The sequence below is a fragment of the Phyllobacterium sp. SB3 genome (assembly GCF_040009165.1).
GTDB lineage: Bacteria > Pseudomonadota > Alphaproteobacteria > Rhizobiales > Rhizobiaceae > Phyllobacterium.
On the sequence record NZ_JBDYKI010000011.1, the window covers coordinates 48,828 to 73,487 of the forward strand.

At 54.3% G+C, this 24,660-nt stretch carries 23 protein-coding genes; 16 read left to right on the forward strand and 7 right to left on the reverse strand.

Going from position 1 to position 24,660, the window contains the following annotated elements:
• Positions 1–7: 7 nt before the first annotated feature.
• The 4 genes from ABKW30_RS26580 to ABKW30_RS26595 all read right to left on the reverse strand — a co-directional run bounded on the left by ABKW30_RS26580 (position 8) and on the right by ABKW30_RS26595 (position 3,960).
• Entirely contained in the window at positions 8–1,336 is a 1,329-nt protein-coding gene (locus tag ABKW30_RS26580; RefSeq protein ID WP_348601969.1) for a sugar ABC transporter substrate-binding protein, read from the reverse strand.
• 53 nt (positions 1,337–1,389) lie between these two features.
• Positions 1,390–2,049: a GntR family transcriptional regulator gene (locus ABKW30_RS26585; protein ID WP_348601970.1), complete on the reverse strand. Its 660-nt coding sequence runs from the start codon at positions 2,047–2,049 to the stop codon at positions 1,390–1,392.
• A 10-nt stretch (positions 2,050–2,059) separates the two neighbouring features.
• Positions 2,060–2,956 carry a dihydrodipicolinate synthase family protein gene (locus ABKW30_RS26590; protein WP_348601971.1) on the reverse strand — a complete coding sequence of 299 codons (897 nt, stop codon included), beginning with the start codon at positions 2,954–2,956 and terminating at the stop codon, positions 2,060–2,062.
• Between the two features lie 89 nt (positions 2,957–3,045).
• A complete protein-coding gene (locus ABKW30_RS26595; RefSeq protein ID WP_348601972.1) occupies positions 3,046–3,960 on the reverse strand; it encodes a PfkB family carbohydrate kinase in 915 nt (304 codons plus the stop codon).
• A gap of 224 nt (positions 3,961–4,184) precedes the next feature.
• Between ABKW30_RS26595 and ABKW30_RS26600 the strand changes: the two genes are divergently transcribed.
• Positions 4,185–5,342 carry a CaiB/BaiF CoA-transferase family protein gene (locus tag ABKW30_RS26600; RefSeq protein ID WP_348601973.1) on the forward strand — a complete coding sequence of 386 codons (1,158 nt, stop codon included), beginning with the start codon at positions 4,185–4,187 and terminating at the stop codon, positions 5,340–5,342.
• Complete coding sequence (locus ABKW30_RS26605; protein WP_348601974.1) at positions 5,339–6,475, forward strand: extracellular solute-binding protein; 1,137 nt, start codon at positions 5,339–5,341, stop codon at positions 6,473–6,475. Before ABKW30_RS26600 ends, ABKW30_RS26605 begins: the two co-directional genes overlap by 4 nt.
• On the opposite strand, the gene ABKW30_RS26610 is transcribed toward ABKW30_RS26605, so the two are convergent.
• A complete protein-coding gene (locus ABKW30_RS26610) occupies positions 6,472–7,257 on the reverse strand; it encodes an IclR family transcriptional regulator (protein ID WP_348601975.1) in 786 nt (261 codons plus the stop codon). The genes ABKW30_RS26605 and ABKW30_RS26610 overlap by 4 nt on opposite strands.
• A 197-nt stretch (positions 7,258–7,454) precedes the next feature.
• On the opposite strand from ABKW30_RS26610, the gene ABKW30_RS26615 reads away from it, so the two are divergent.
• The 7 genes from ABKW30_RS26615 to ABKW30_RS26645 all read left to right on the forward strand — a co-directional run bounded on the left by ABKW30_RS26615 (position 7,455) and on the right by ABKW30_RS26645 (position 13,517).
• Positions 7,455–8,726 carry a sugar ABC transporter substrate-binding protein gene (locus ABKW30_RS26615; RefSeq protein WP_348602059.1) on the forward strand — a complete coding sequence of 424 codons (1,272 nt, stop codon included), beginning with the start codon at positions 7,455–7,457 and terminating at the stop codon, positions 8,724–8,726.
• Between the two features lie 64 nt (positions 8,727–8,790).
• Positions 8,791–9,687 carry a sugar ABC transporter permease gene (locus ABKW30_RS26620; protein WP_348601976.1) on the forward strand — a complete coding sequence of 299 codons (897 nt, stop codon included), beginning with the start codon at positions 8,791–8,793 and terminating at the stop codon, positions 9,685–9,687.
• Position 9,688: 1 nt separating this feature from the next.
• Entirely contained in the window at positions 9,689–10,555 is an 867-nt protein-coding gene (locus tag ABKW30_RS26625; RefSeq protein ID WP_348601977.1) for a carbohydrate ABC transporter permease, read from the forward strand.
• Between the two features lie 3 nt (positions 10,556–10,558).
• Positions 10,559–11,656, forward strand: a complete 1,098-nt coding sequence (gene ugpC / locus ABKW30_RS26630) for a sn-glycerol-3-phosphate ABC transporter ATP-binding protein UgpC (protein WP_348601978.1) — start codon at positions 10,559–10,561, stop codon at positions 11,654–11,656.
• Between the two features lie 11 nt (positions 11,657–11,667).
• Positions 11,668–11,997 carry an L-rhamnose mutarotase gene (locus ABKW30_RS26635; protein WP_348601979.1) on the forward strand — a complete coding sequence of 110 codons (330 nt, stop codon included), beginning with the start codon at positions 11,668–11,670 and terminating at the stop codon, positions 11,995–11,997.
• A complete protein-coding gene (locus tag ABKW30_RS26640; RefSeq protein WP_348602060.1) occupies positions 11,987–13,069 on the forward strand; it encodes a Gfo/Idh/MocA family oxidoreductase in 1,083 nt (360 codons plus the stop codon). Before ABKW30_RS26635 ends, ABKW30_RS26640 begins: the two co-directional genes overlap by 11 nt.
• A gap of 1 nt (position 13,070) precedes the next feature.
• Positions 13,071–13,517 carry a MaoC/PaaZ C-terminal domain-containing protein gene (locus ABKW30_RS26645; protein ID WP_348601980.1) on the forward strand — a complete coding sequence of 149 codons (447 nt, stop codon included), beginning with the start codon at positions 13,071–13,073 and terminating at the stop codon, positions 13,515–13,517.
• Positions 13,518–13,520: 3 nt separating this feature from the next.
• Here the strand turns inward: ABKW30_RS26645 and ABKW30_RS26650 are convergent, their stop codons facing one another.
• Positions 13,521–14,420, reverse strand: a complete 900-nt coding sequence (locus ABKW30_RS26650; RefSeq protein ID WP_348601981.1) for a LysR family transcriptional regulator — start codon at positions 14,418–14,420, stop codon at positions 13,521–13,523.
• A gap of 240 nt (positions 14,421–14,660) precedes the next feature.
• Between ABKW30_RS26650 and ABKW30_RS26655 the strand changes: the two genes are divergently transcribed.
• Genes ABKW30_RS26655 through ABKW30_RS26685 form a run of 7 tightly spaced genes read left to right on the forward strand, consistent with a single transcriptional unit; the run spans position 14,661 to position 22,685 of the window.
• Complete coding sequence (locus ABKW30_RS26655; RefSeq protein WP_348602061.1) at positions 14,661–15,455, forward strand: ABC transporter ATP-binding protein; 795 nt, start codon at positions 14,661–14,663, stop codon at positions 15,453–15,455.
• Positions 15,445–17,403, forward strand: a complete 1,959-nt coding sequence (locus ABKW30_RS26660) for an AMP-binding protein (protein ID WP_348601982.1) — start codon at positions 15,445–15,447, stop codon at positions 17,401–17,403. Before ABKW30_RS26655 ends, ABKW30_RS26660 begins: the two co-directional genes overlap by 11 nt.
• A 4-nt stretch (positions 17,404–17,407) precedes the next feature.
• Complete coding sequence (locus ABKW30_RS26665; protein WP_348601983.1) at positions 17,408–18,286, forward strand: branched-chain amino acid ABC transporter permease; 879 nt, start codon at positions 17,408–17,410, stop codon at positions 18,284–18,286.
• Between the two features lies 1 nt (position 18,287).
• Positions 18,288–19,361: a branched-chain amino acid ABC transporter permease gene (locus ABKW30_RS26670; RefSeq protein ID WP_348601984.1), complete on the forward strand. Its 1,074-nt coding sequence runs from the start codon at positions 18,288–18,290 to the stop codon at positions 19,359–19,361.
• 40 nt (positions 19,362–19,401) lie between these two features.
• Positions 19,402–20,643, forward strand: a complete 1,242-nt coding sequence (locus ABKW30_RS26675) for an ABC transporter substrate-binding protein (RefSeq protein WP_348601985.1) — start codon at positions 19,402–19,404, stop codon at positions 20,641–20,643.
• Between the two features lie 2 nt (positions 20,644–20,645).
• Entirely contained in the window at positions 20,646–21,437 is a 792-nt protein-coding gene (locus ABKW30_RS26680; RefSeq protein WP_348601986.1) for an ABC transporter ATP-binding protein, read from the forward strand.
• A 21-nt stretch (positions 21,438–21,458) separates the two neighbouring features.
• Positions 21,459–22,685, forward strand: a complete 1,227-nt coding sequence (locus ABKW30_RS26685; RefSeq protein WP_348601987.1) for an AMP-binding protein — start codon at positions 21,459–21,461, stop codon at positions 22,683–22,685.
• 304 nt (positions 22,686–22,989) lie between these two features.
• On the opposite strand, the gene ABKW30_RS26690 is transcribed toward ABKW30_RS26685, so the two are convergent.
• Positions 22,990–24,603 (reverse strand): sulfatase-like hydrolase/transferase, encoded by a 1,614-nt coding sequence (locus ABKW30_RS26690; RefSeq protein WP_348601988.1) that lies wholly within the window; start codon positions 24,601–24,603, stop codon positions 22,990–22,992.
• Between the last annotated feature and the right edge of the window lie 57 nt (positions 24,604–24,660).

Sequence of the window (24,660 nt, forward strand, 5' to 3'; positions counted from 1 at the left end):
AAGCTTTCTAGCCTTCGCTGCGTGCAAGAACAGGCTCGAATTCCTGAGTTGCCCGCTTCATTTCTGCTTCAGGATCAGCGCCGCCGATAATATTTGTCAGGCCGACGCCCATGACATCGCGGAACTCTGTTACGGGAACGATGACCGGCAGACAAAGCTGACTGACCCTGGCAGACTCGGAAAGCACCTTTGCCCATTCCTGAGGCATGGTGACGCCTTTGAGAACCTCCGGATCGTTGAGAATGGAGTTGCGGAACGGAACACCTGATCCCGATTGCAACAGCCGTGCTCCCATCTCCTTTGATATCGCCCACTGGCAATAGAGATAGGCGGCTTCCTTGTTGGCCGATCCTTCGGTAACGCCAATCCCGTCACCAAATGTTGGAGCCGCCTGAGCCACCGGCCCTTTCGGCATGACACCGTACCCGACCTTGCCGACAACACGGGATTTTTTCGGGTCTTCCAGGGGTGGTGCAAAACCAATCCCGTCAAGCCACATGGCAACCTTGCCCTGAAGAAAGCTCGACTGGCATTCGGCCCAGTTGAATCCTGTCACACCGGGAGGGGCCGATTTGGTCATCAGGCGTTGATAAAGCTTTGCCGCATCGATGGATTCCTGCGTTGCAGTTTCCAGTTTGCCGTCTTCAACGGTACTTTTGCCATAACCCAGCATGAGGCTCGCCCAGACGGGCGTATTGGCATTTTTCATGCCGCGCGCAACAAAGCCATAAATGCCATTGTCACGATCCGTCAGTTTCTCTGCGGCAGCAGCCAGTTCCTCGAATGTGGTGGGGTACTCGACGCCTTTGGCGGCAAAAAGTTCCTTGTTCCAATAGATGATCCAGTAATCAACCGAGAATGGCAGTCCGCCAAAGCGGCCATTTTTATCCTTGGCGAAGGCAAGCCCGGCTTCCGCGAAATCGCTTTCCGTCAGCGACGGATCGGTAAGACCCGGATCGTTGAGGAACGGGGTAAGGTCCGCGAGCCAGCCACCCTTTTCGAACTGGCGTTTCTGGACATGATAGCTGATGTGAATAACGTCGAAACTTGGCTTTCCTGACGTCAGTTCAATAACTGCCTTCTGTCGTTGTTGTTGCTCCGGTGTTTGCTCGGAATTGACCTTTATGCCAGTCAGATCTTCAAACTCTTTCTGGTACTGTTGCAGGATATCGCCACGCGGGCTCTTGATCAGATTCACTTCAAGCGTCGTGCCTGCATATTTCTTCCAGTCGACATTGGCGAATGCCGGCCTGAGGCCGGTAAAGCCTGCCGCACCCAGTGCGACCGAACCTGCCAGAAACTGACGGCGTGTCGGTTTGCCAAAATTCATGCTCATGACGTTCCTCCCTTTGTGTTTCCGGCGTCGCAACTCCCATTGCCTGGCCGGATCTAGATTTTCAGAGCCAGATTCCTTGCATTATTTATGTGCACCGCGATTGCATCCATTGCTGTTTGCGGGTCGCGGCTCTCAATGGCATCAAGAACAGCAAGATGTTCGTGCATGACGGGTATCACGCGCCCGGTGATGCGAAAGCGCTCCTGATTGATCAAGCGCATCTTGATCGCATTGATCCGGTAAGCGCGCCCGATGATCCCGTTGCCGAGAGAGTCGATGATCGTCTCATGCAAATCCCAGTCTATCGCCTGCGCCCGCAGTTCAAGCTCGGGGGTTTCCTGACCTTGCAAAGCTTCCTCCAGCGTCTCTTCGTGCTCTTTTCTCAAACGCGCCAGAAGTTCATCTGACGCCGTGACCGCAAAAATCGCAACAGCCTCTTTTTCCATGAAAAGACGAAACTGAAATGCTTCACGGATCAGATTGAGATCAATATGAGCAATTTGAATACCGCGCTGCGGTATTGTCCTGACCAGGCCTTCCGCCTCCAGCCGGGGAACCAGTTCCCGTATGGCACCGAGCGGCATGCCGGTCATTGCCACCAGCTGGCGCTGCGAAACAAATTGTCCGGGACTGATGTCACGCGCCAGCAGATGCTCTGTAAAGCTGACATAAGCCTTCTCGCGCAATCTGACCGGCTCGTTGCCATCATCCATGTCGGGTCCTTTACTCTTGTGCAGCAACAGCTTTGAACAGTTGATCCAGAATTGAGATCAAACGGCTATAATCTGTGTCGGATAAACTACGAAGCGGCGCACGGGCCCTGCGCCAGCCTTCGACACCGCTATGGTGAGCAATCAGCGCCTTGACCGCGGGAATTACCGGAAAGGTCACAATCTGATTAACGGCCTCGACGACATCCGGATCGTCGCGGCCTTCAAGCGCCATAGGCAAGAGCCGTTGTGGGTAAATATTTGCCAGACCGGAAATTGCCCCCTGCCCTCCCAGCCGGACACCGGCAGCCAGACCTCTTTCATCTCCGATCAGAATAGCCAGATCGTTGTGCTTTGCCAGCAGGGATTGCGTAAAGGGCCAGTTTCCCGATGAATCCTTGACGCCGGCAATTATACCTGGAAAGGCTTCGCGCAAACGTGAGACAAGATCGACCGAGATTTCCACCGCTGTAACGGACGGGATATTGTACACAATGACGCCTCTGGCCGCGCTGCCAATCTCGGCGAAAACCGAGGAGAACCAGTCAAACAGACCCTCGTCACTGAGATTTTTGAAGTAGGACGGCGGCGCAAGCAAAACATTGCGGCAGCCAAAATCCAGTGCTTCGCGCGATTGCAGCGCTGCATCGCTATAAGAATTGGCCATCACGCCGACAACGATTTGTTCCGGCGCTATCCCGGAATCCAGGAAGGCCCGAAGCATGGCCGACCGTTCGGCATTGCTGATCGAGGATCCTTCGCCCGTCGTTCCGAATAATGTGACGCTGCTGCAGCCACTTTGCAAACAGCTTTTCGCATGACTGACAGCTGCCACATGATCAATACGCATTTGTGCATCGAACGGTGTGGCCAGAGCTGCCGAAAGTCCAAATCGATCCGGTGTAACCAAGTGCCTCTCTCCCAAACAGGAGTGAATACTTACTGACATGTCAGTTGATAGTCAATATGGGATAACTCATGACCCGATGGCTGGCCGGATCAGGCTGCCACAGAGAGAAAGGCCCGGACTTCCGGGTAGGTCGGAGCCCCCTGTCTTCCCCCGAAGTGTGTACATTTTATTGCGGCGGCGGCGCTTGCAAAGCGCATGATTTCCTCAACCTGCCAGCCCTGGGCGAGCCCCCAGGCAAATGCTCCGTGAAAAACATCGCCTGCTGCGAGCGTGTCGACAACCTGCACGTCAAAGGCGGGCATATTGCACACTGTTCCTGTCGCATTGTCGTACCAGAATGAACCTCTGTGTCCGCCGGTGACAGCTATAAAAGCGCCCGATCGGCCATAGCGTGCTGCCAGCGCAACCACGGCACGTTCCAGATCGCTTTCTCCGGTGACCCTTTCTGCTGCCGGTTCCGATGCCACGATATGCGTTGCGAGCGGCAAAAGCATTTCCAGTGTCTCAAGCGGCGCTGTATCGGCGTCCAGAACGGCGTGAGTGCCAGCCGAACGTGCAGCCCTCAGCGCCATGGCCGCGCCGAGAGGCCAGCGTACATCTGTCATGACAACATCGAATTCACCGTCTGCAACGGGCGGTACGATGTCCGGTGCTGCCAGTAACGCCGGATCATAAAAGGGGACGATCATTCTTTCCCCGACCATGTCGACAAAGATGGATGAAAAAGCAGAGCGTGCACCTTCGATGCGGCGAACATGTGTGCAATCGACCCCCTCGCCGGTCAGCTCGGCAACAATACGATCGCCAACAGCATCCTGTCCCGCCGAAGCCCAAAGCGCAACGTTGCCGCCGAGACGCGCTATACTCGCGGCTGCGCTGGACGCCATACCGGCCGCAACCTCGACCGCGCGTGTCGGAATGAATTTCCCGGGCCCGGGAGGCAATTGCCCAAGCTGGAAAATCGTATCCAAAGTCAGTGCACCGACACACAGTATTCCCGCCATTATCTTGCTCACCATCAATTTCAGCAGTTTCGCAGCACGATCTGCAAACGAAATGCTTCCTGCGTCAAGTGAGCCTGCGCGCCTTGTTTCACCTCACTGAAATCTTTCGTCGTGGAGCAAATGCAATTTGCCGCGTTTTCTATGCCTTGCAGAGAATTCTCATATATGAAATATTCTTTTACATAAGAAATTCATGTCACAGCATTATCTTTCAGGAAACAGCTATGCCTACAGACGTTCCACCCCTTGATGGATTGCTCGTTCTCGACATGAGCCAGTTTCTTTCAGGCCCCTGCGCGGCGTTGCGGCTGCTGGATCTGGGGGCAAGGGTCATCAAGATTGAACGTCCGGATGGCGGTGACCTGTCCCGTCGCCTTTACCTGAGTGACACGGAAATTGGCGGTGATTCCACGATTTTTCACGCAATCAATCGCGGGAAGGAAAGTCTTGCCATCGACATGAAGAATTCTGCCGATATGGCGGCGCTGAAAACACTGATCGGTAAAGCGGATGTTGTTATCCAGAACTTCAGGCCCGGCGTTATTCAGCGGCTTGGTCTGGGTTACGAGCAGGTGTGCGAGATCAATCCGCGGATTGTCTATGCAGGTATCAGCGGCTATGGCGAGGAAGGCCCCTGGGTTTCCCGGCCCGGTCAGGATCTGCTGGCACAGGCACGCTCAGGTCTGATGTGGTTGAATGGTGATGATGATCACGGACCGGTGCCATTTGGTCTGGCCGTGGCTGACATGCTTGCCGGCGCAGCACTTGTACAGGGCATTCTGGCGGCCCTGGTGCGTCGTGGCATCAGCGGCAAAGGCAGTCACGTGGAAACAAGTCTGCTTGAAGCTTTGGTGGACTTCCAGTTCGAGGTGCTGACGACCCATTTGAATGACGGACGAAGACTGCCAAAGCGTTCCAGCTTCCGCAGCGCCCACGCCTATCTTTCTGCTCCTTACGGCGTCTATCCGACGCAGGACGGATTTATCGCAATCGCAATGACCCCTGTTCCAAAGCTGGCATCTTTGCTCGGTGTTTCCGAACTTGCACAATATGCTGACGACAAATCCTCCTGGTTTACCGCCCGTGATGACATCAAAAAGATCATCGCACGGCGTATCGCAACGGCGACGACGGATCATTGGCTGGGCATACTGGAACCTGCCGACATATGGTGTTCATCGGTGTTGAACTGGGATGAACTTTTGAACAGCGAGGGCTTCAAGGTTCTTGATATGCTGCAGACTGTCACACGGGACGATGGCGTATCAATTGCAACGACACGCTCGCCGATCAGGATAAATGGTACACGGCCCGTCGCTACCCATGCAGCTCCCGCAATTGGCGAGCACAGCGGTGCCATCCGCAGGGAATTCGCGTTATGAGCGGCCTGGTTTTGAAGGCAATGACATGGAGCCATCCGCGTGGTTACGACCCAATGGTCGCCTGCTCGGCCCTGTGGCACGAGCAGACGGGCGTCAGCATCGTGTGGGACAAACGATCATTGCAGGATTTCGAGAGCTTTCCTGTAGAGGAACTTGCCAGAGCCTATGACCTGATTGTCATCGATCATCCGCATGTCGGGCAGATCACCAGGGAAAATTGCCTTCTTCCACTGGAGCACAATGACAGGAAAAATGAATTTCAGGCGCTTTCGGATGGCAGTGTCGGACAGTCTTTTCCAAGCTATAACTGGCAAGGGCATCAATGGGCTTTTCCGGTCGACGCTGCCGCACAGGTTCAGGCGTGGCGTCCTGACCTCATCGCAAATGCGCCCGGGACATGGAATGAAATGCTGGAATTGGCCCGTAACGGGCAAGTGTTGTTGCCTTTGCTGCCTCCACACAGCCTCATGACGTTTTTCACTCTTGCGGGCAATCTTGACACCTCGTGCGCCAATGACGGCAGCCGCACTTTGATCAGCGACAGTGCAGGTATTGCAGTCTTTGATCTCATGAAAGAAATCGTGGATCTGGTCGATCCGGCCTGCCTTGAGATGGACCCGATTGCGGTTCTCGAGCGGCTTGCACAGACATCTGTCGAAAGCTGTGCGCCACTCATCTACGGCTATGTAAATTATGCCATTAAAGGATTTCGCAGCAATATCGTTGCCTTTGCCGATATCCCTTCGGTGGGGAAAGCGGGCGTCAGGGGGTCAGCCCTCGGTGGAACCGGAATTGCTGTTTCCGCGTTTTCGAACCACCCCCGGGAGGCTGCCGATTTTGCCTATTGGCTGGCAAGCGGCAATACACAGCGTGGTCTTTACGCCGGTTCCGGTGGTCAACCGGGGCACGCCGCAGCATGGGAAGATCCGGTGGTGAATGCAGGTACGGCAGATTTTTACCGGGCTACCCGCGCAACACTGGAAGGCGCATGGCTTCGCCCCCGGCATGATGGTTACATGAGTTTCCAGAAAGCGGCCTCGTACCGGATCAATGACGGGTTAAGGGCCAGGGAAAAATCGCAAGCCGTTGTTGCAGATATCAACCGGCTGTTCAGGGAAAGCCTTGAGAGCTAGACTTGCCGGTCGACACCTTTCTCAAAACCCGCGAGCATGGATAATTGTCCGGCGGTCTCCATCAGCAGCGTTATCGTCTGACTGATATCCGGAGCGTTCGGCGTGAGCAAGGTAATATAGGGGCAGGTCAAGGCAGCAATGACACGTCCATCCGATCCGCGTACGGGTGCTGACAGATTGTGCACGCCTGCGGTCTGCATACTGGTCATTATCTCATATCCGCGCGCCCGAATCAGATCGAGCCGGGCCAGCAGCTCCGCCGATGGCTCCGCTTCCTCAACCGAACGACTGTTCTCGGCAATCATGAGCTTGCGTTCCTCCGGTGAGGAAAAGGCAAGAAGTATATGGCCGGAACCGGTATTATAAAGGCTGATACGGGAGCCTACGCGTATGGATATGCCCCAATAGTCCGGTGCTTCCTGCTGGGCAATTACGACGACCGAACCGCGATCGAACACTGACAGTTGATTGGCCTGTTTTGACTTTTGTGCCAGTTCACGCATGAGGGGCGTGGCGTAGGAAGCAAGACGCCGGACAGGCGCATGCAATTGTGCCAATCCGAAAAGCTTCAGCGTCAGTGAATAGCGATCACCGTCCAGCCGCGTCACGTAACCGCGGCGAACCAGACGATCAAGCATACGATAAAACTCGTTGGGCGTACGCCCAAGGGATTTGGCGATTTCCGTCTGGGTCAGCCCGCCATCAATGCCTGCCAAAAGCTCAAGGATATCCAGCCCCTTGTCCAGGGCCGGTGCGCGATATCGTTCGTCGTCATCTTCCACCTGATTGCTCCCCCAGGTCCGTTTCGATTCAAGATAACTCTCTTTTGGATGTTGACACCCCACCCCGTCAATGTTTGTATATGAATTGATATCTTATATATGAGATAACATGGATCGAACGCTATGAGCGTCTATCGAACTGGGAGGTTCCTTTGATAAAACTGTTCACCGGCGTCTCAGCCGGCATAATCGCGTTGATGCTGCCTGCTGTCGGTATGAGCGCCGAATTACCGGGCAAGTTCGATGGCGTGACCATCGACGCCAAGCTCATCGGCGGCCAGCAATATGAAAAGTTGTATGAGCGTATCGGCGAGTGGGAAAAGTTGACCGGCGCCAGGGTCAATGTCCTGTCGAAGAAGAATCATTTTGAGCTCGACAAGGAAATCAAATCCGACATCGCGACGGGCAGCATCTCGTGGTGCGTCGGCTCCAACCATTCATCATTCGCACCGCAATATCCGGATATCTACACGGATTTGACGCCTCTCATTCCTGCTGAAGAGCTTGCGGCTTTCGTGCCATCTCTGATCAAGGCATCCACGCTCGACAGCAAGCTCGTGATGCTTCCCCGGGCCCAGTTCGATGTCTCCGCACTCTACTATCAGAAAAGCCTGTATCAGGACGAGGCCAGGAAAACCGCGTTCAAGGCAAAATATGGCTATGATCTGACGCCTCCGGACACCTGGGCGCAGGTCACCGATCAGGCGGAATTCTTCGCCGATCCGCCAAACGTCTACGGCACACAGTTTGCCGGCAAGGAAGAAGCCATCAACGGCCGTTTCTATGAGATGCTTGTTGCAGAAGGCGGCGAGTATATCGACGCGGAAGGCAAACCGGCCTTCAACTCCGAAGCCGGTATTCGTGCACTGGACTGGTTCGTCAAACTCTATAAGGACAAAGCGGTTCCGGCGGGCACAACCAACTATCTGTGGGATGATCTTGGCCAGGGGTTCGCCTCCGGTTCGGTTGCGATAAACCTTGATTGGCCAGGCTGGGCAACGTTCTTCAACGACCCTAAATCATCAAAAGTTGCCGGAAATGTCGGCGTCAAGGTGCAGCCTGCCGGCTCATCGGGCAAACGCACCGGCTGGTCCGGGTTCCACGGCTTTTCTGTCACTGAATCCTGTGCCAGCAAGGAAGCTGCAGCATCGCTCGTCTGGTGGCTGACCAATGAGGACAGTCAGAAGCTGGAATCAGCAGCAGGACCGCTGCCCAGCCGCTCTGCCGTATGGGAATATAATATCAATGCAGCCAGGGGTGATGCCTACAAGACTGAAGTCCTGAGCGCATTCCAGGAAGCGGCAAAGAATGCTTTCCCTGTTCCGCCCCTTGCTGAATGGATCGAAATTTCAAACTCGGTCTATCCGGAACTGCAGGCAGCCATTCTCGGAGACAAGACATCAAAGGAAGCGCTTGACGCTGCGGCTGCCAAGGCAACCGGCATTCTCGAAGACGCAGGCAAGCTTTAGGCCCCCGGCGATGCAGCGGTAATCCGTTGCATCGCCGATTTCTCTATTTGCAATCAGGTTTCTCATGAAGTTTCCCAAGCTGTCAGCACCGGTTTTGCTCCTGCTTCCGGCCATTATTGTGCTGGCTGCAGTGATTGTCGTGCCACTGTTATTCTCGTTCTATTCAAGCTTCACCCCCTTCCGCCTGACCAGACCGGAGTCGCTTTGGGTATTTATCGGCGTGAGAAATTACGTCGCAGTGCTGACCAATCGGGAGTTCTGGATAGCCTTTGGCCGTACGGTTCTCCTCCTGACGGTCGCGCTGAATGCCGAGATGTTTTTGGGCCTTGGTCTGGCAATGCTGGTAAACAGGGCAACCCGCGGCCAGCGTGTTCTGCGCACGATGATGATGTTCCCGATGATGTTCTCGCCGGTACTTGTCGGGTTTCAGTTCAAATTCCTGTTCAATGACAATATCGGCTTCGTCAACAATGCATTGCAATCGCTCGGCCTGACCGACCGCGCCATTCCCTGGCTGATCGACGGGAACCTCGCTCTGGTATCGATTGTCATTGCAGAAGTCTGGTCGTCGACCTCGGTCTTCGCCATTCTCATTCTTGCCGGGCTTATGGCGATGCCAAAAGATCCCATTGAAGCTGCCAATGTCGATGGCTGCACACCGTGGCAGACATTTCGCTATGTCATATGGCCATACATCATGCCGTTTGCCTTTATTGCCATGACCATCCGCTCGCTCGATGTTGCGCGCGCCTATGACATCGTAAAGATCATGACCGATGGCGGGCCAGCCAAACGCACCGAACTTCTGTGGACGCTGATCGGGCGCACGGCCTATAGCGATGCACGCATGGGTATGGCCAATGCAATGGGCTACATCGCGATCCTGTTGTCGATCCTCTTCACCGTCTATTTCTTTCGCAAGCTAGCCGCCGCGCGCCAGCAAATTGGAGCTGAGTGGTAACATGGATACCAACACTCTTCATCGCATCAAAAAACGCCTGCTGAGCGTTGCCCACATCCTGGGCCTGTTCATTGCCATGCTGATTATCTGCTTGCCGGGCCTGTGGATCGTCCTGAGTTCCTTGCGCCCGACCGTCGAAATCATGGCCAAGCCTGCCATCTGGATTCCGCAGGATGTTTCGCTGGATGCCTACCGTGCGATGTTTTCAGGTGTTGGCAGCGGCGGAATCCCGGTCTGGAATTATTTCCGCAACTCACTCGTCATTTCCGTAACCTCCACGATAATAGCGGTGGCTATCGGCATGTCCGGCGGCTACGCGTTTGCACGCTATCGCTTCAGGGCAAAGTCCGCAATTTTTCTCGGCTTCATGCTGACACGTGCTGTTCCGGGCATCGCATTGTCCTTGCCGCTCTTTATGCTCTTTGCACGTACCGGCATCATCGATACGCACTTCGCAATGATCCTGACCTATGTCGCACTCAACGTGCCTTTCACGATCTGGTTGATCGACGGGTTTTTCCGGCAAGTGCCGAAAGATCTGGCCGAAGCGGCGCAAATTGACGGGTGCACCCGTTGGCAGGCTTTCTGGCAGGTAGAGTTTCCGCTCGCTGGTCCCGGCATTGCCTCGGCAGGCATCTTCGCCTTTCTGACATCATGGAATGAATACGCGCTCGCCTCACAGATCACCCGTTCAATCAATTCGAAAACGTTGCCTGTCGGCTTGCTCGATTATACGTCCGAATTCACCATCGACTGGCGTGGCATGTGCGCGCTTGCAGTGGTCATGATCGTCCCTGCACTCACGCTCACTTTCATCATTCAAAAACATCTCGTCGGCGGCCTGACCTTCGGCGCGGTCAAAGGGTAATTCATGGCTCCCGTTACACTCAGAAAACTCGTCAAACGTTATGGCACGCATGAAGTTGTGCATGGTATCGATCTTGAGGTGAAGGACCGCGAATTCATTGCACTCGTGGGGCCTTCCGGTTGCGGGAAATCCACAACACTTCGCATGATTGCCGGACTGGAAGATATCAGTGATGGCGTCATTGAAATTGGTGGCCAGCCCGTCAATGATCTTCCTCCAAGATCACGCAACATTTCCATGGTCTTCCAGTCCTATGCCCTTTATCCGCATATGACTGTCGGGGAGAATATGGGCTTCTCGCTTAAAATTGCCGGCAAGGGCCAGGATGAGATCAGGGCACGTGTAGCGGAAGCTGCTGCCATTCTTGATCTTGCACCGTATCTGGAACGCCGTCCTTCCCAGCTTTCAGGCGGCCAGCGCCAACGTGTTGCCATGGGACGTGCCATCGTTCGTAATCCCGATGTTTTCCTGTTCGACGAACCTTTGTCCAACCTTGATGCCAAGCTGCGTACGCAGGTCCGTACCGAGATCAAGAAACTGCACGCCAGGGTGCAGTCCACAATGATCTATGTGACCCATGATCAGGTTGAAGCAATGACGCTGTCTGATCGTATCGTCATCATGCGGGATGGATACATCGAGCAAGTCGGTACACCGGAGGACGTGTTCCAGCTTCCCAGGACGAAGTTTGTTGCCGGTTTTATCGGCTCTCCTCCCATGAACCTTGACGATGCAACAGTCGATGAGGGGAAACTTGTTTTTGAAAGCGGCCAAAGTCTGCCCATCCCGACGCAATTCCGCAGCAAACTTCACGCCGGGCAAAAGGTCACCTTTGGTATTCGTCCCGATGACATCTACCCTACCGGACATGGCATTCACGCCGGAACCGCGGAAAACCTGTATGAAGTCGAGCTGCCGGTCGCAATAACCGAGCCACTCGGCAATGAAACCCTCGTTTTCATCAAGTTCAATGGCAAAGAATGGATCTCCCGCATGCTCAATCCCCGCAAGCTTGAAACAGGTGAGATGGTCAGGCTCAGTTTTGACCTGTCACGCGCGCATCTTTTCCACTCGGGGACGGGACAGACGCTTCGCGACTGAGGAACAGATTCATGCAGCGTATGGGAATGGTTATCGGGCTGAAAGCCGAAAAAACAGAGGAATACAAACGGCTGCACGGCGCTGTTTGGCCGGAGATATTGAAGCTGATTTCAAGCTGCAACATTCGAAACTATTCAATCTACCTGCGTGAACCCGAAAATCTGCTTTTCGGCACCTGGGAATACCACGGCGACGACTTTGAGAAGGACATGGCGCGTATGGCAGCCGATGTTGACAATCAGAAATGGTGGGCTGTCTGCATGCCCTGTCAGCAACCCTTGTCGACACGCAAGGAAGGTGAGTGGTGGGCAATGATGGATGAGGTATTCCATCTTGACTGAATTTGATCCTGCAAAACTACTCCAGTTTTGGCCAAAGCCAGAGAATCCCCGGCCTGTTGTCATCGTCGGGGCGGGAAGTATCGTCAATGATGCGCACTTTCCTGCCTACCGGAAAGGAGGATTTCCGGTTGCCGGCCTTTTCGATCCGGATCCGGCAAGAGCGCAGAAAGTCGCTGATAGCTGGGGGGTGAAGGCGTTTACGTCTATGGAAGAAGCTGCTGCTTTGCCGGGAGCGATTTTCGATCTGGCTACTCCGCCATCGCAACATGCCAGGGTACTCAAAGCCTTGCCGGACAATTCATATGCGTTGGTTCAGAAGCCGATGGGCGCTGACCTTGCACAGGCCAGCGATATCCTGTCGATTTGCCGAAGTAAAAAACTCAACGCCGCGGTCAATTTTCAACTGCGCTTTGCTCCCATGATGCTGGCCTTGAAAGATGCAGTATCCAAAGGTTATCTGGGAGATATCGTAGATTTCGACGCCTGGCTTGCTCTCGATACGCCATGGAATCTTTGGCCTTTCCTCAAAGGCCTGCCGCGTATCGAAATAGCCATGCATTCGATCCACTATCTTGATTTTGCCCGTGATCTCCTTGGCGATCCGCTCGGCGTACATGCAAAGACTCTCGGCCATCCTTCTCACGAAGTTGCCCAAACCCGAACCAGCGCCATTCTTGATTACGGCAATCGGATCCGGTGCGCACTATCAATCAATCACGACCATAAATTCGGTCGCAAATTTCAGGCTTGCGAGTTTCGTGTATCGGGCACTGAAGGTGCAGCTTATCTCAAACTGGGCGTCAATCTCGATTACCCGCGCGGTGAACCGGATGTTCTGGAAATATTTCCAAAAGGCGGCAATGGCTGGATCAATGTCCCGCTGCAGGGCGCATGGTTTCCCGACGCCTTCATGAACCGGATGGCAAATTTGCAGCGCTTCGCCAGCGGCGAGGACAGCGAGCTCGTGAGTTCCGTGGAAGATGCATGGCAAACAATGGCTTTGGTGGAAGCAGCTTATGTTTCATCTGAACTCCCTGCAACACCACTTCGGCAAAAGCCTGAAAGGTACTGAAATGGCTGAACAAACTATATACTTCAGTGAGTATCGGATTGGTGATGTCCGCGTTACCACCGGCCGGACCATCACGGAGACGGACTTTGTCGTTCATGCGGGGCATACCGGCGATTTTTTCCCGCACCATATGGATGCCGAGTTCGCCAAGTCCCTTCCGGGTGGTCAGCGGATTGCCCACGGGACAATGATTTTTGCGATCGGTGTGGGGTTGACTGCATCGCTGATTAATCCCGTAGCATTTTCTTATGGTTATGACCGGCTCCGCTTTGTAAGACCGGTTCATATCGGAGACACGATCCGCACGCGGGTGACTGTCAGCGCAAAAGAAGACGACCCGAAGCGATCAGGCTCCGGTCGTGTTGTGGAACGATGTGAAGTTCTGAACCAGCGGGATGAAGTCGTCCTGGCTGCCGATCATATTCTTGTCGTGGAGCGCGACGTCTGAGGACTAACCATTGCCTGAGCTCAACTCAGCCGCGATCATGTCGATAAGGGCTCTGCCCAATGGACCGGGCTGACGATCTATCGGCCAGACGGCACCGATGGTCCGCGTAGGATTCAGCTGAACGTCATCACTGTGAAGACGGCAGACACGGCCTGCATTCACCTCTTCCTGAAAAAAGTCGTCTGTGGCAAAACACCAGCCAAGACCATGGCCGATCATGTCCCGGATATGTTGCAGGTCGTTTGAAGTCCAGACATCCGAGCTGAACACCCGCCCGCTGCGTTCCATGTCGAGCCCATAAGACCCGATATAGTAAATTTGCCGCTCGCGTTGAAAATCCGCCATCACGAGCGGCTCGGTTTTTCTTGACAGGGTATGGCCGGAAGCGGCAACCGGGCGAAGGCTGACCTTGTCAAATGAATGCCCCTCCATATCCAGGGGTATTGCAGGCAAGAGCGCAAAGCTGAAATCAATGAGGCCGGTTCTCAGATCATCCCACAGGCTGTTGAGGGAGCTTGTAAATATCTGCAACCGGACACGCTGGTTGATGACTGCGAACTCCTGAAGCGCACGATAGAGCGGGCCGGCGGGAAAGAGCACGTCCACAGCGATGCGTATGCGCGTTTCCTGCCCTTTTTCCAATGAGGCTGCATGTGTTGTAAAACGCTGTGCCCGTTCCACCACGGATTTGGCTTCGGCAAAAAGCGCGCGTCCCTGTTCGGTCAGTTCCGAAACCTTGCTTCCTCTCTCAAGCAGGGCAAATCCACAGTGAGCCTCAAGCTGGGTCAGAGAGTAGCTTACGGAGGATACCGCACGGTTGAGAAGGCGTGCTGCGGCAGAAAAACTGCCGGTTTCAGCCACGAGCACAAACGCTGTCAGGTGATCGACGAGATTGGGGTGCATTCGGATCTTTCGAACAAACTCTTCAACTCTTTTCATATTACCAGAAAGCGTAATGCCTGCTAGCTTAATCAGACTGACGGAATTATCAGTCCCGCACCGGAGGGTGCTTCGCTGGCTTTTGGGAGGAGGCAGGCGTTTGAGATATCAATATTCGTTTGTTCATGGGCGGTATGATGGATCATCAATATTCGTTCGGACCAGGAAAACCGCAAAGCCGGCACAAAGAAAGTGTCAGGCGTGATGGCGGCGTCCGGTTCGACATCTGCGATTCTCAGCTGCGATAATGCAAGTCGCTGGTTTCAGGGTGTGCGTGCGCTCAAGAATGTTTCCGTTTCACTGGAAGACGGAGAGATTCTTGGATTGGTCGGCCCCAATGGTTCCGGCAAGACTACACTCGTCAATGCGATAACCGGCTTCTATCCACCGCAGGAAGGAAGCATCCATTTTAAAGGTGCAAGGATAAATGGCCTGAAGCCATTTCGGATTGCCGAACTTGGTATCGCCCGGACATTTCAGAATGTTGCACTGTTCCGTGGCATGAGCGTCCTCGATAACATCCTTCTCGGGCGTCATATTTACATGAACCCCAATCCTCTGGCCTCTCTGTTCTATTGGTGGTGGGCAAAAAAGGAAGAAAACAGCCACAGGCACAAGGTTGAGGAAGTTATTGACCTCCTGCAACTGGAAAGTGTCCGTGACGAGCACGTCGATACCATTCCTTTGGGTCTTCAGAAGCGGGTCGAACTTGCACGGGCGTTGTCGGCCGAACCGCAATTGCTTGTCCTTGACGAGCCCATGGCAGGGATGAACCAGGAGGAGAAGGAGTACATGGTACGCTTCATCCTCGACGCGCAGAAGGCGCTTGGTCTTTCAGTCCTGATTATCGAGCATCACATGGATGTAGTCACCGCAATCTGCGACCGTATCCTTGTCCTCAATAACGGCACCAAAATTGCCGAGGGTCCTGCCCTTGAAGCGATTGCCGATCCTCACGTTATCGAGGCTTATTTGGGGAAGGCACGCAATGCAGCATGACACTTCCAAAATTGGCATGAACACTCCCTTCCATGCAAACTGGCAGGAAGACGATCATCTCCTTGCAGTTCTTGCGCGCAATGCCCGCGAGCGGCCAGAGGCCATCGCAATGCGAGAGCGGGATCAGGGCATTTGGCAAGAGTACACCTGGGCCGCCTATCTGGAGCACGTTATCAGCTTCGCTGCGGGGGTTGAAGAATATGGTATCAAGCCAAATGACATTGTTCTGATTGTCGGCGACAATCGACCCAATCTCTACTTTTCCATGCTTGGTGCAATTTGCCTGCGCGCAATCCCCTCACCCGCCTATCCTGATACACCACCTCAGGAACTGCTTGATCAGTTGCGCCGCGAGCACATCAGAATTGCCATAGCGGAAGACCAGGAGCAGGTGGACAAGCTCACAGGCCTGCGCGATGCCTGCCCGGACCTTGAATTAATCATCTACGATGACCCACGGGGACTGGACGGGATGGCTATCCCGGGAACTGTAGCGTTCGATGCCATTTTGGCCCGTGGCCGGGAGAGATTGAAAGCCCAGCCCGATCTGCATAATGCACTCGTCAGTCGTCCAGATGTCCACGATGTGGCTATCCTGCTTCACTCATCCGGTACGACAGGAACCCCGAAGGGAATTCCACTGAAACATGGCCATGTTCTGTCGGGTGTGCGAAATGCTGCCGCTGCCGGATATTTCCACCACGGCGAAATCCACATGGCTTATCTGCCGGTTGCATGGGTTGGTGATTTCACTTTCTCTATTGCTGCCGCGCTTGAACTTTCCTTTACGATAAATATTCCCGAGGCCCAGGAAACTGCCCTTCATGACCTTCGGGAAATTGCCCCGACACTTTACTTCTCTTCGCCGCGCGCCTGGTCAGGAATGTTGACACGCATTCAGGTAGGCATTGCGGAATCCACGCGGTTCAAGCGGTGGTTATACGAGCGGTGCATCCAGTTTGCAGTCAGTGTCGAACGAAGGCGACTGCAGGGGCAAAAACCGTCTCTCTACCAGCGCTTGATTCTAGGGTGCGGCGAGTTTCTGATTTATGGTCCCGTAAAAGATCAACTGGGATTGAGCAGGGTTGAACGTGCCTACACGGCAGGCGAGGCAATAGGAGAAGATGTCTTTCTCTTCTTCCGTGCGCTCGGCCTGAACCTGAGACAGTTTTATGGGCAAACCGAGAACTGTGCGCTGGCAATCGCCCAATCCCCCGACGACGTCAGTCTCACCAGCGTTGGCCGTCCCTTCCCCGGCGTTGAAGTCAGGCTGGACGCCAATGGCGAAATTCTTCTTCGCGGCGATAACATCTTTGACGGTTATTATGGCGACCCGAAAGCCACGGAAAAGACGCTTCGCGATGGCTGGCTTCACACCGGCGATGCAGGACAGATTGAAGAGGACGGGCAGGTCGTCGTTCTCGGGCGTGTTTCCGAAATTGTCCACACTGCGTCGAACGTCCGTTACATTCCGACCTACATCGAAAACAGGCTGAAGTTCAGCCGGTTCATCAAGGATGTCTGCGTTATTGGTGACAGCAAAGATTATCTTTCGGCAATTCTTTGCATTGATATCGATGCAGTTGGTCAATGGGCGCAGGAAAATGGCATATCCTACACGTCATATGCCGAGCTGTCGCAAAGCCCTGCCGTCTATGATCTGGCCCAGGGCCTTATAGTCAAACTGAATGCTATCTTGCCGCAAGGCCAGGCAATCGAGCGTTTCGTCAACCTGCACAAGCAGTTTGATCCCGATGATGGCGAAATGACCCGCACCCGCAAGTTGCGCCGCGATGTCATTGATCAGCGATATGCTGCCATCATCAACGCCATATATGCCGGTGAAGAGAGCATCAACTTTGAAGCGCCCATCACCTACGAGACCGGGCAAACCGGGATGATTGCCCGCACGCTGGCTATTCGCACCCTCATAGACCGGAGGAACTAGGCAAATGTCCTACTTTGTGGAACTTGTCATAAACGGCGCGCTGACCGGTTTGATGTATAGCCTCGTGGCAATCGGCTTTGTACTCATCTACAAATCGGCAGGAGTTCCCAATCTTGCCCAGGGCGCAGTCGTAATGACGGCAGCCTATGTCGTGTGGCTTTTGGCGTCACTGGGCCTGCCGATCATCGTGGCAATCGTTCTTGGTACGGTCCTCATGTTCGGCTTCGGTTTGCTGACGGAGAGGTTGCTGCTTCGCCGGATGGTGGGGCAGCCTGTCATCATGATTGTCATGCTGACACTTGGCCTTGAGATCCTTTTGCGGGGCATTGGTCCGGGACTTCTCGGGGCGGCTCCCAAATCGCTTGATCTTGGTATCGGGCTTGGTCCGGTAATTATCGGCGACGTCTTTATCAATCGCGCATATCTCGTTGGAGGCGTTGTGGCACTGGCGTTGATAGGTGCTGCACTTATGTTCTTCCAAACGCGTCTCGGCATCAAGCTACGTGCGGTCTCGGATGATCATGTTTCCAGTTGGGCGGTGGGCATATCGGTTGAACGTGCCGTGGGCATTTCCTGGGGAATAGCTGGCATATCTTCCGTCGCAGCGGGCGTCCTCTGGGGCTCGGTTCAGGGCGTCGACTGGACACTGTCGACCCTTTTGTTTCCGGCGGTGGCGGTGGCGATTCTCGGTGGTATCGACTCCATCTGGGGCGTGCTGATCGGCGGGCTTCTCGTCGGAATTCTGGGCAGTGTCATTCCCGGATACCTCGATGCCGTTGTAGGGGGAGGAACCCGTGATGTTGTGACGTCCCTCATCATACTTCTCACAATCATGATCCGGCCCTACGGAATATTCGGGCGCGAAGATATCGAAAGGATCTGACATGTTTTATCGTATGGCAGGCGTCTATCACACCCGTTACGACAGGGCCCGGGCACTATGGCCTGTGCCGGCAGACCGTTGGCAGATCATCGTCGTTTTTGCTCTCGCACTCGCCGCCCCGTTCTATCTTTCAGACCTTTACCTCGGCAGTTACGCACTGCCGTGGCTGATATGGAGTGCGGCGACCCTCTCGCTTACACTCCTGATGGGATTGGCCGGGCAGTTGCACTTTGGCTTTGCCGCCGTCATGGCTATTGGCGCCTATACATCCATTCACCTGGCTCGACTTGGCATTCCTTTCGAGCTTGCTCTTCTGGGAGCAGGCATTGCAGCGGCATTGATCGGTGCACTCTTCGGTGCAGCGGCACTTCGCGTCAAAGGGCTCTATCTCGTCATGGCAACGCTTGCCATGCAGTATCTGGTGGATTGGGTTATCAATAATGTGCCTGCCATTTCCGGTGGGGCACAGGCTACCTTGCGTACTCCGCCTGCCAGCTTTCTGCTGGTATCGCTGGAAAGCCTGGAAGTTCGCTATTACCTCGCACTGGTGTGGGCGGTACTGCTGGCAGTCTTCTTCATGAATATCAAACGCACAAGTTTCGGTCGCGCTCTCGTTGCCATTCGTGACAAGGACTTTGCCGCGGCAGTCATTGGCATCGACCCGTTCCGCTACAAACTTCTGGCATTCTTTACCTCGTCATTTGTAGGCGGTGTATCGGGTGCGTTGCTGGCCTTTTGTTATTACCGTGCGGTAACCCCGGAACAGTTTGGCTTTAACGTATCAATTCAACTGGTTGCAATGGTCCTTGTTGGCGGGTTGGGTTCGGTCATCGGTGGATTTCTTGGCGCGGGTTTCGTTCTTCTGGTCCCGATTATCCTCACCAATCTTGTATCCGGCCTCGCAGCTTCCGGCTTTCTGACTGTTTCATCCAATCTTCTCGCGCATCTGCCGCTCATGATTTATGGCGCATTGATCATTGGATTTCTGATTTTTGAGCCGCTAGGTCTCGCAAAAATCTACGACAACATACGCAAATACTTTCTCGTATGGCCATTTCGCCATTCGAGAAGTTGAGGGAATGAAAAAAACAAATCACGCAAGCGGAGGAAATGTCATGAAATGGATTACACATCGTTTATTTGCCGCCACGCTGCTTGGAGCAGCATCGTTCGGCGTGGCAAACGCACAGGAACAGCCCATTAAATTTGGCCTGCTGCAGGATTTTACAGCAGTCTACACATTCGTCAGTGGCGAGTATAACCAGGGCCAAAGAGACTATCTTACGCTTGTCAATCAGGAGGGCGGCGTTGACGGCCACACGTTTGAGGCCATTGTCCGGGATACCGGCAATCAACCCCAGCGTGGCATTGAAGCCTACAACCGCGCCAGGGAAGAAGGCGCCATCCTTTTCGACTTCCTCAGCACCCCTGTGTCCCGTGCATTGGTTGACAGCGTTCTGAAGGACAAGGTCGTGATGATTACTCCCGTTCACGGACGGGGTGATGCCAGCGACGGTGAAGTCTTCCAGTACGTATTTCCTACCATGGCGACATACTGGTCGCAGGCCACTGTGCTTGCCAGGTATATCGAGGATCATGGGGGCCTGGAGGGCAAACGTATTGCGCTCGTGCACATCGACTCCCCGTTTGGCCGTGAACCTTTGCCGGTCCTGCAGGATCTCGCTGCCGAGAAAAAGTTTGAGCTGAAAGCCTTTGGCTATCCCAGTCCGGGCAATGAACAATCTGCCGTCTGGAGCGAGGTGCGGCGCTTCCGTCCGGACAATGTTCTCATCTGGGGTGCAGGCGGCGGCCAGCCGGTTTCCGTGCGCGAGGCAATCCGAAACGGGATTCCTGCAGAGAATATTCTGTCCGTCGTCTGGCTTGCCGAGACGGATGCCAAAAATGTCGGGGCAGATATCATGAAGGGTGTGAAGCGCTTCGAAGCCGTCTCGACGGGAACTGACAATCCTATCCTGCAGCGCATCAAAGCCAAAGTGATTGATCCCGGTCTTGGCGCAGGCGATGCAGCCCATGTCGGCACCTCTTATTATAATATCGGTGTTGCCACCATGGCCGTTGCGGTAGAGGCAGCTCGCAATGCGTTGAAATCAGAAGGAGGGCCTCTGACCGGCGAAAAACTGAAAGCCGGATTTGAACAGATCAAGGATTTCAGCGCTGAAGGCCTGATGCCGGCGCTCACCATAACGGCAAAGGATCATCAAGGCGGCGGTGCCGGCCGGGTGTCCCAATGGAATGGCGAGGCCTGGGAACCGGTCTCTGACTGGGGACCCGCCTATCAGGAACTCGTTCAGAAGGAAATTACCAAGGGCTCACAAGCTTTCAGGGAAGGTAAGTAGCCGTGGCAGGTCTTTCGCTTTCAAATGTCGAAGTCATCTACGACAAGGTTTTTCTTGCCATAAAAGGCGTCTCCCTGGAGGTTGCACAAGGCGACATCGTGGCTCTCCTGGGCGCGAACGGTGCGGGGAAAAGCACGACTTTGAAAACGATCAGCGGATTACTTGGCCCCGAGCGGGGCCTTGTTACCCGTGGGGAAATCTCGTGGGAGGGAAAGGATATTCTTTCCCTTGGCGCTCCGGAGCGCGTGGCCGGCGGGCTGGTCCACGTGCTTGAAGGGCGCCGTGTGTTCGGCCACCTGACACCGGATGAAAATCTTATTGCCGCATTTCGCACCGGTGGCAGCACCAGTCGTCTCAATGAGCTTCGAGAACGTGTATACACCTACTTCCCCCGTTTGAAGGAACGCTTTCGCAGCAAGGCCGGATATCTGTCGGGTGGCGAACAACAAATGCTGGCAATCGGCAGGGCACTTATGACCGAACCGCGCCTGATCATGCTGGATGAGCCGAGCCTCGGACTGTCACCTATCCTGGTCGACGAGATTTTCACTATCATTCGCGAGATCAACGCGGCCGAAGGTACAAGCGTGTTGCTCGTCGAACAAAACGCTGCAGCAGCACTGGAAATTGTCCGTCATGCATATCTCATCGAGAATGGACATGTCGTAATGAGCGGGAGCGCCGACGTTCTCAAACAGAACCCTGATGTGCAGGAATTTTACCTCGGGGGCGCCGGCAAGGTTAACTACCACGAGGTCAAACATTACCGCAGACGCAAGCGTTGGCTGGCTTGAAATCTATCACCGGAGAACCAAATGGCCGACTTTTATGATGTCCTTGAGGCTGCAGAACCGGCATTGCGCGAAGCAGCGCTGTTCACCCGGCTGCAGCATGCCCTTGCCCGTGCGGTAAATGAACTACCGGTCTGGTCAGAGAAATTATCGGGCATAGATCTATCGACCGTCACAAACCGGTCAGAACTCTCCAGGCTTCCGATCCTGCGCAAGTCGGCATTACCATCTCTCCAGCAGCAGAAGCCGCCCTATGGCGGCTTCAACGCAACGGATACCGGCGCTCTGGCGCGTCTCTTCATATCGCCAGGACCGATATTCGATCCGGAGGGACATGGCCGTGACTGGTGGGGTTCTGCCCGGGCTTTATATGCTGCCGGCGTACGGAAGGGAGATGTTGTTCTGAATACTTTTTCCTACCATCTCACCCCGGCCGGTGCGATGTTTGAGAGCGGCGCCCACGCATTGGGATGCGCGGTCATTCCCGCTGGTCCGGGAAACACTGCCGATCAGCTTGCCGCGATAGCGCAGTATTTGCCAGGCACCTATGTAGGCACTCCGGATTTTCTTAAAATATTGCTCGATAAGGCAGCTGAAACTGGCGGAAACGTCAGTTCACTCAAAAGAGCTCTCGTATCCGGCGCTGCTCTCCCGGCATCTCTTCGCGATGAACTTGAAAACCGCGGAGTTGCAGTCAGACAGTGTTATGGCACTGCGGACCTCGGTATTATCGCATATGAGGGCGGTGCCTCCGGCATGGTAATCAATGAAGGCATTATCCTGGAAATTGTACGTCCCGGCACAGGAGAGAGCCTTCCCCATGGAGAAGTCGGTGAAATCGTAATTACCCGCGTGAACCGCGACTATCCGCTGTTCCGGTTTGCCACCGGCGACCTCTCGTGCATTATCGATGAACCAAGTCCTGATGGCAGGACAAACCTGCGGATAAAAGGCTGGCTCGGCCGTGCCGACCAGACAACCAAGGTGAAGGGCATGTTTGTCCGACCCGAGCAGATCGCGGCAGTTGCCAAAAGCATTTCTGCTGCGGGGCGACTCAGACTTGTTGTCACCCGGGCCGATGAACAGGATGCCATGACATTGATGGTTGAGCAGCATGACGCAGGCGATGCAGATTACATCGCAAAGAAACTTTTCGAGACAACCAAGTTACGCGGCAAGGTAGAAATCGTGATGCCAGGCACGTTGCCCAACGATGGAAAGGTCATTTCAGACGAGCGGAAATATGATTGAACGATCAGTATTGTCCACTGGCAATGGACTGGAATACAAATCCGGTTCCCACAATAAAATGAAATAATCCCTCTCGTCATAAAGCTGTTGTGAGCGTAGGGTAGTGCCAGGCCAGAACTGCACGGGGAACGCAGAATGGAAAATGCGAGCAATATCTCGGAATATGAAGACCTGAATGAGGATGATGAATCCGCCTGGTCATGCAACTCATGCCCGATCAGATATCTAACTGTTTTGGGTGTCGGGGTGGCGCTTGCAGTATTGCTGGCAAACCTCTGCAGTACAGTCTGAACAGTATTTATATCTAACCGCTGAAACTGCGGACAAAGCTCTCGCGAAACGTATCCATCGGATCCGCTTGTTGATTTCCCGGCGTCATGCCCGGAGTCCATTTTTCTGCATCGAGTTTTTCCAGTACCGCCGGATCATCGGAAACGATGTGAACAGGTACGGCCCGAGATGCGCCCTCCCCTGTAATTATCGAAGCCGGCTGATGATCCCCCAGCAATATGAAAACTGTATTTCTCCCATGTTCGGCCATGTAGGATCCCAGGATTTCCAGTGCATAGTCGATAGAAATCGCGTACTGGCTCCGAACTCGCTCCGGATCCTGCCAGATCACTTCCGGACTATCGCCGGCAATTGCCTGCTCGTTGAAAACGCTCCCGTCCCCGATCGCCGCCCAGTCAATCAAGTGCGGTATCGGGGTCCATGGCGCATGACTGGAAATCAGGGCAATCTCAGCCATGACAGGTTTGTGTGGGCCAGCGCGTTCGAACTTTTGAAATGCCGAGAGTGTGTACTGATCCGGCATTGTGACCCAATTAAACGGTTTGCCACGATAGCCAAGATTACCCGCGGCATAGACTGTATCGTAACCGAAATAACTGCTCTGCGGCCAATCCATGGTAATGGCCGGCATTACGGCTATGCTACGCCAGCCAGCTTCCCGAAAAAGCATATTCAAACTTGGTCGCGTACTGTCAATCAGCTGGTCATAACGCTGCTGGCTGTCGACCCAAACACCGGACAACAGAGTTCCGTGAGCAAGCCAGCTCAGTCCACCTGATGTCGGCGATAAAAGCCAACTGCTCCTGGACACCAGTCCCGCGGCGGATATCTGCCGTTCGATATTTGCCAGTCGCTTGTCTACAAGATCGGAATAACGTGGATTTCGGATTGCGCTCTCGCCATAGGACTCGATGAACACAACAATGACATCCTTGCCCTTAAGGGCATTGAGGCGCCGGCCCGCCGGTATGTCGGCTACGACATCGCTACCGAGCAAAGCTGCAAAAACATTCCTGTCCCGCAAAGATTTCTCGACAAGTGTCACCCGATCAACAATGAGACCCGCCGTTCTTGTTTGAATCAATCCATTATCCGCGCGATAAGCTGGTATGGCGGGCGTTATGAGCAGGCCAATTCCTGATGCGATGGCCAGAGGGCGACGGGCGCGTGTATATTGAAATGCACCCAAGGACCAATAGACAGACATCGCCAGCAAAACGAAACCAAGCGACGAGACGAATACGATCATGGAAGCCTCTGTTTTCCCCAATGTCCCTGTCAGGATGATCCATCCGTCAAACAGCAATTTGGTATCAAACAACGGATTGAACTGGCGGGAAAAGGCGGCATAAGTGGCAATGTCTGCCAGTTTCAGCAGGAACACTGACGCTGATATAATTGTCACGAGCGTTCGGACGAATCGAAAGTATCCGCCACGCGACAAGACCAAAAGCAGGATAATTGCCAACAGTTCGACAGGCAGTTTGATAAAGTATCCCACATGCAAGTCTGCGGGATTGCCCGGAAAATTTAAAACCAGCAAAAGAGCAAGGATTGCAAACGGCATCCGCAACCGGTCGAAAGCGCGATACAAAGGCCGGGCAGTCGTGTGTACCGAATGCATCATAAACTCGACACCAATCTATGTTTTCCACACCCGCGGTCTGATCGTATGATCTGGATC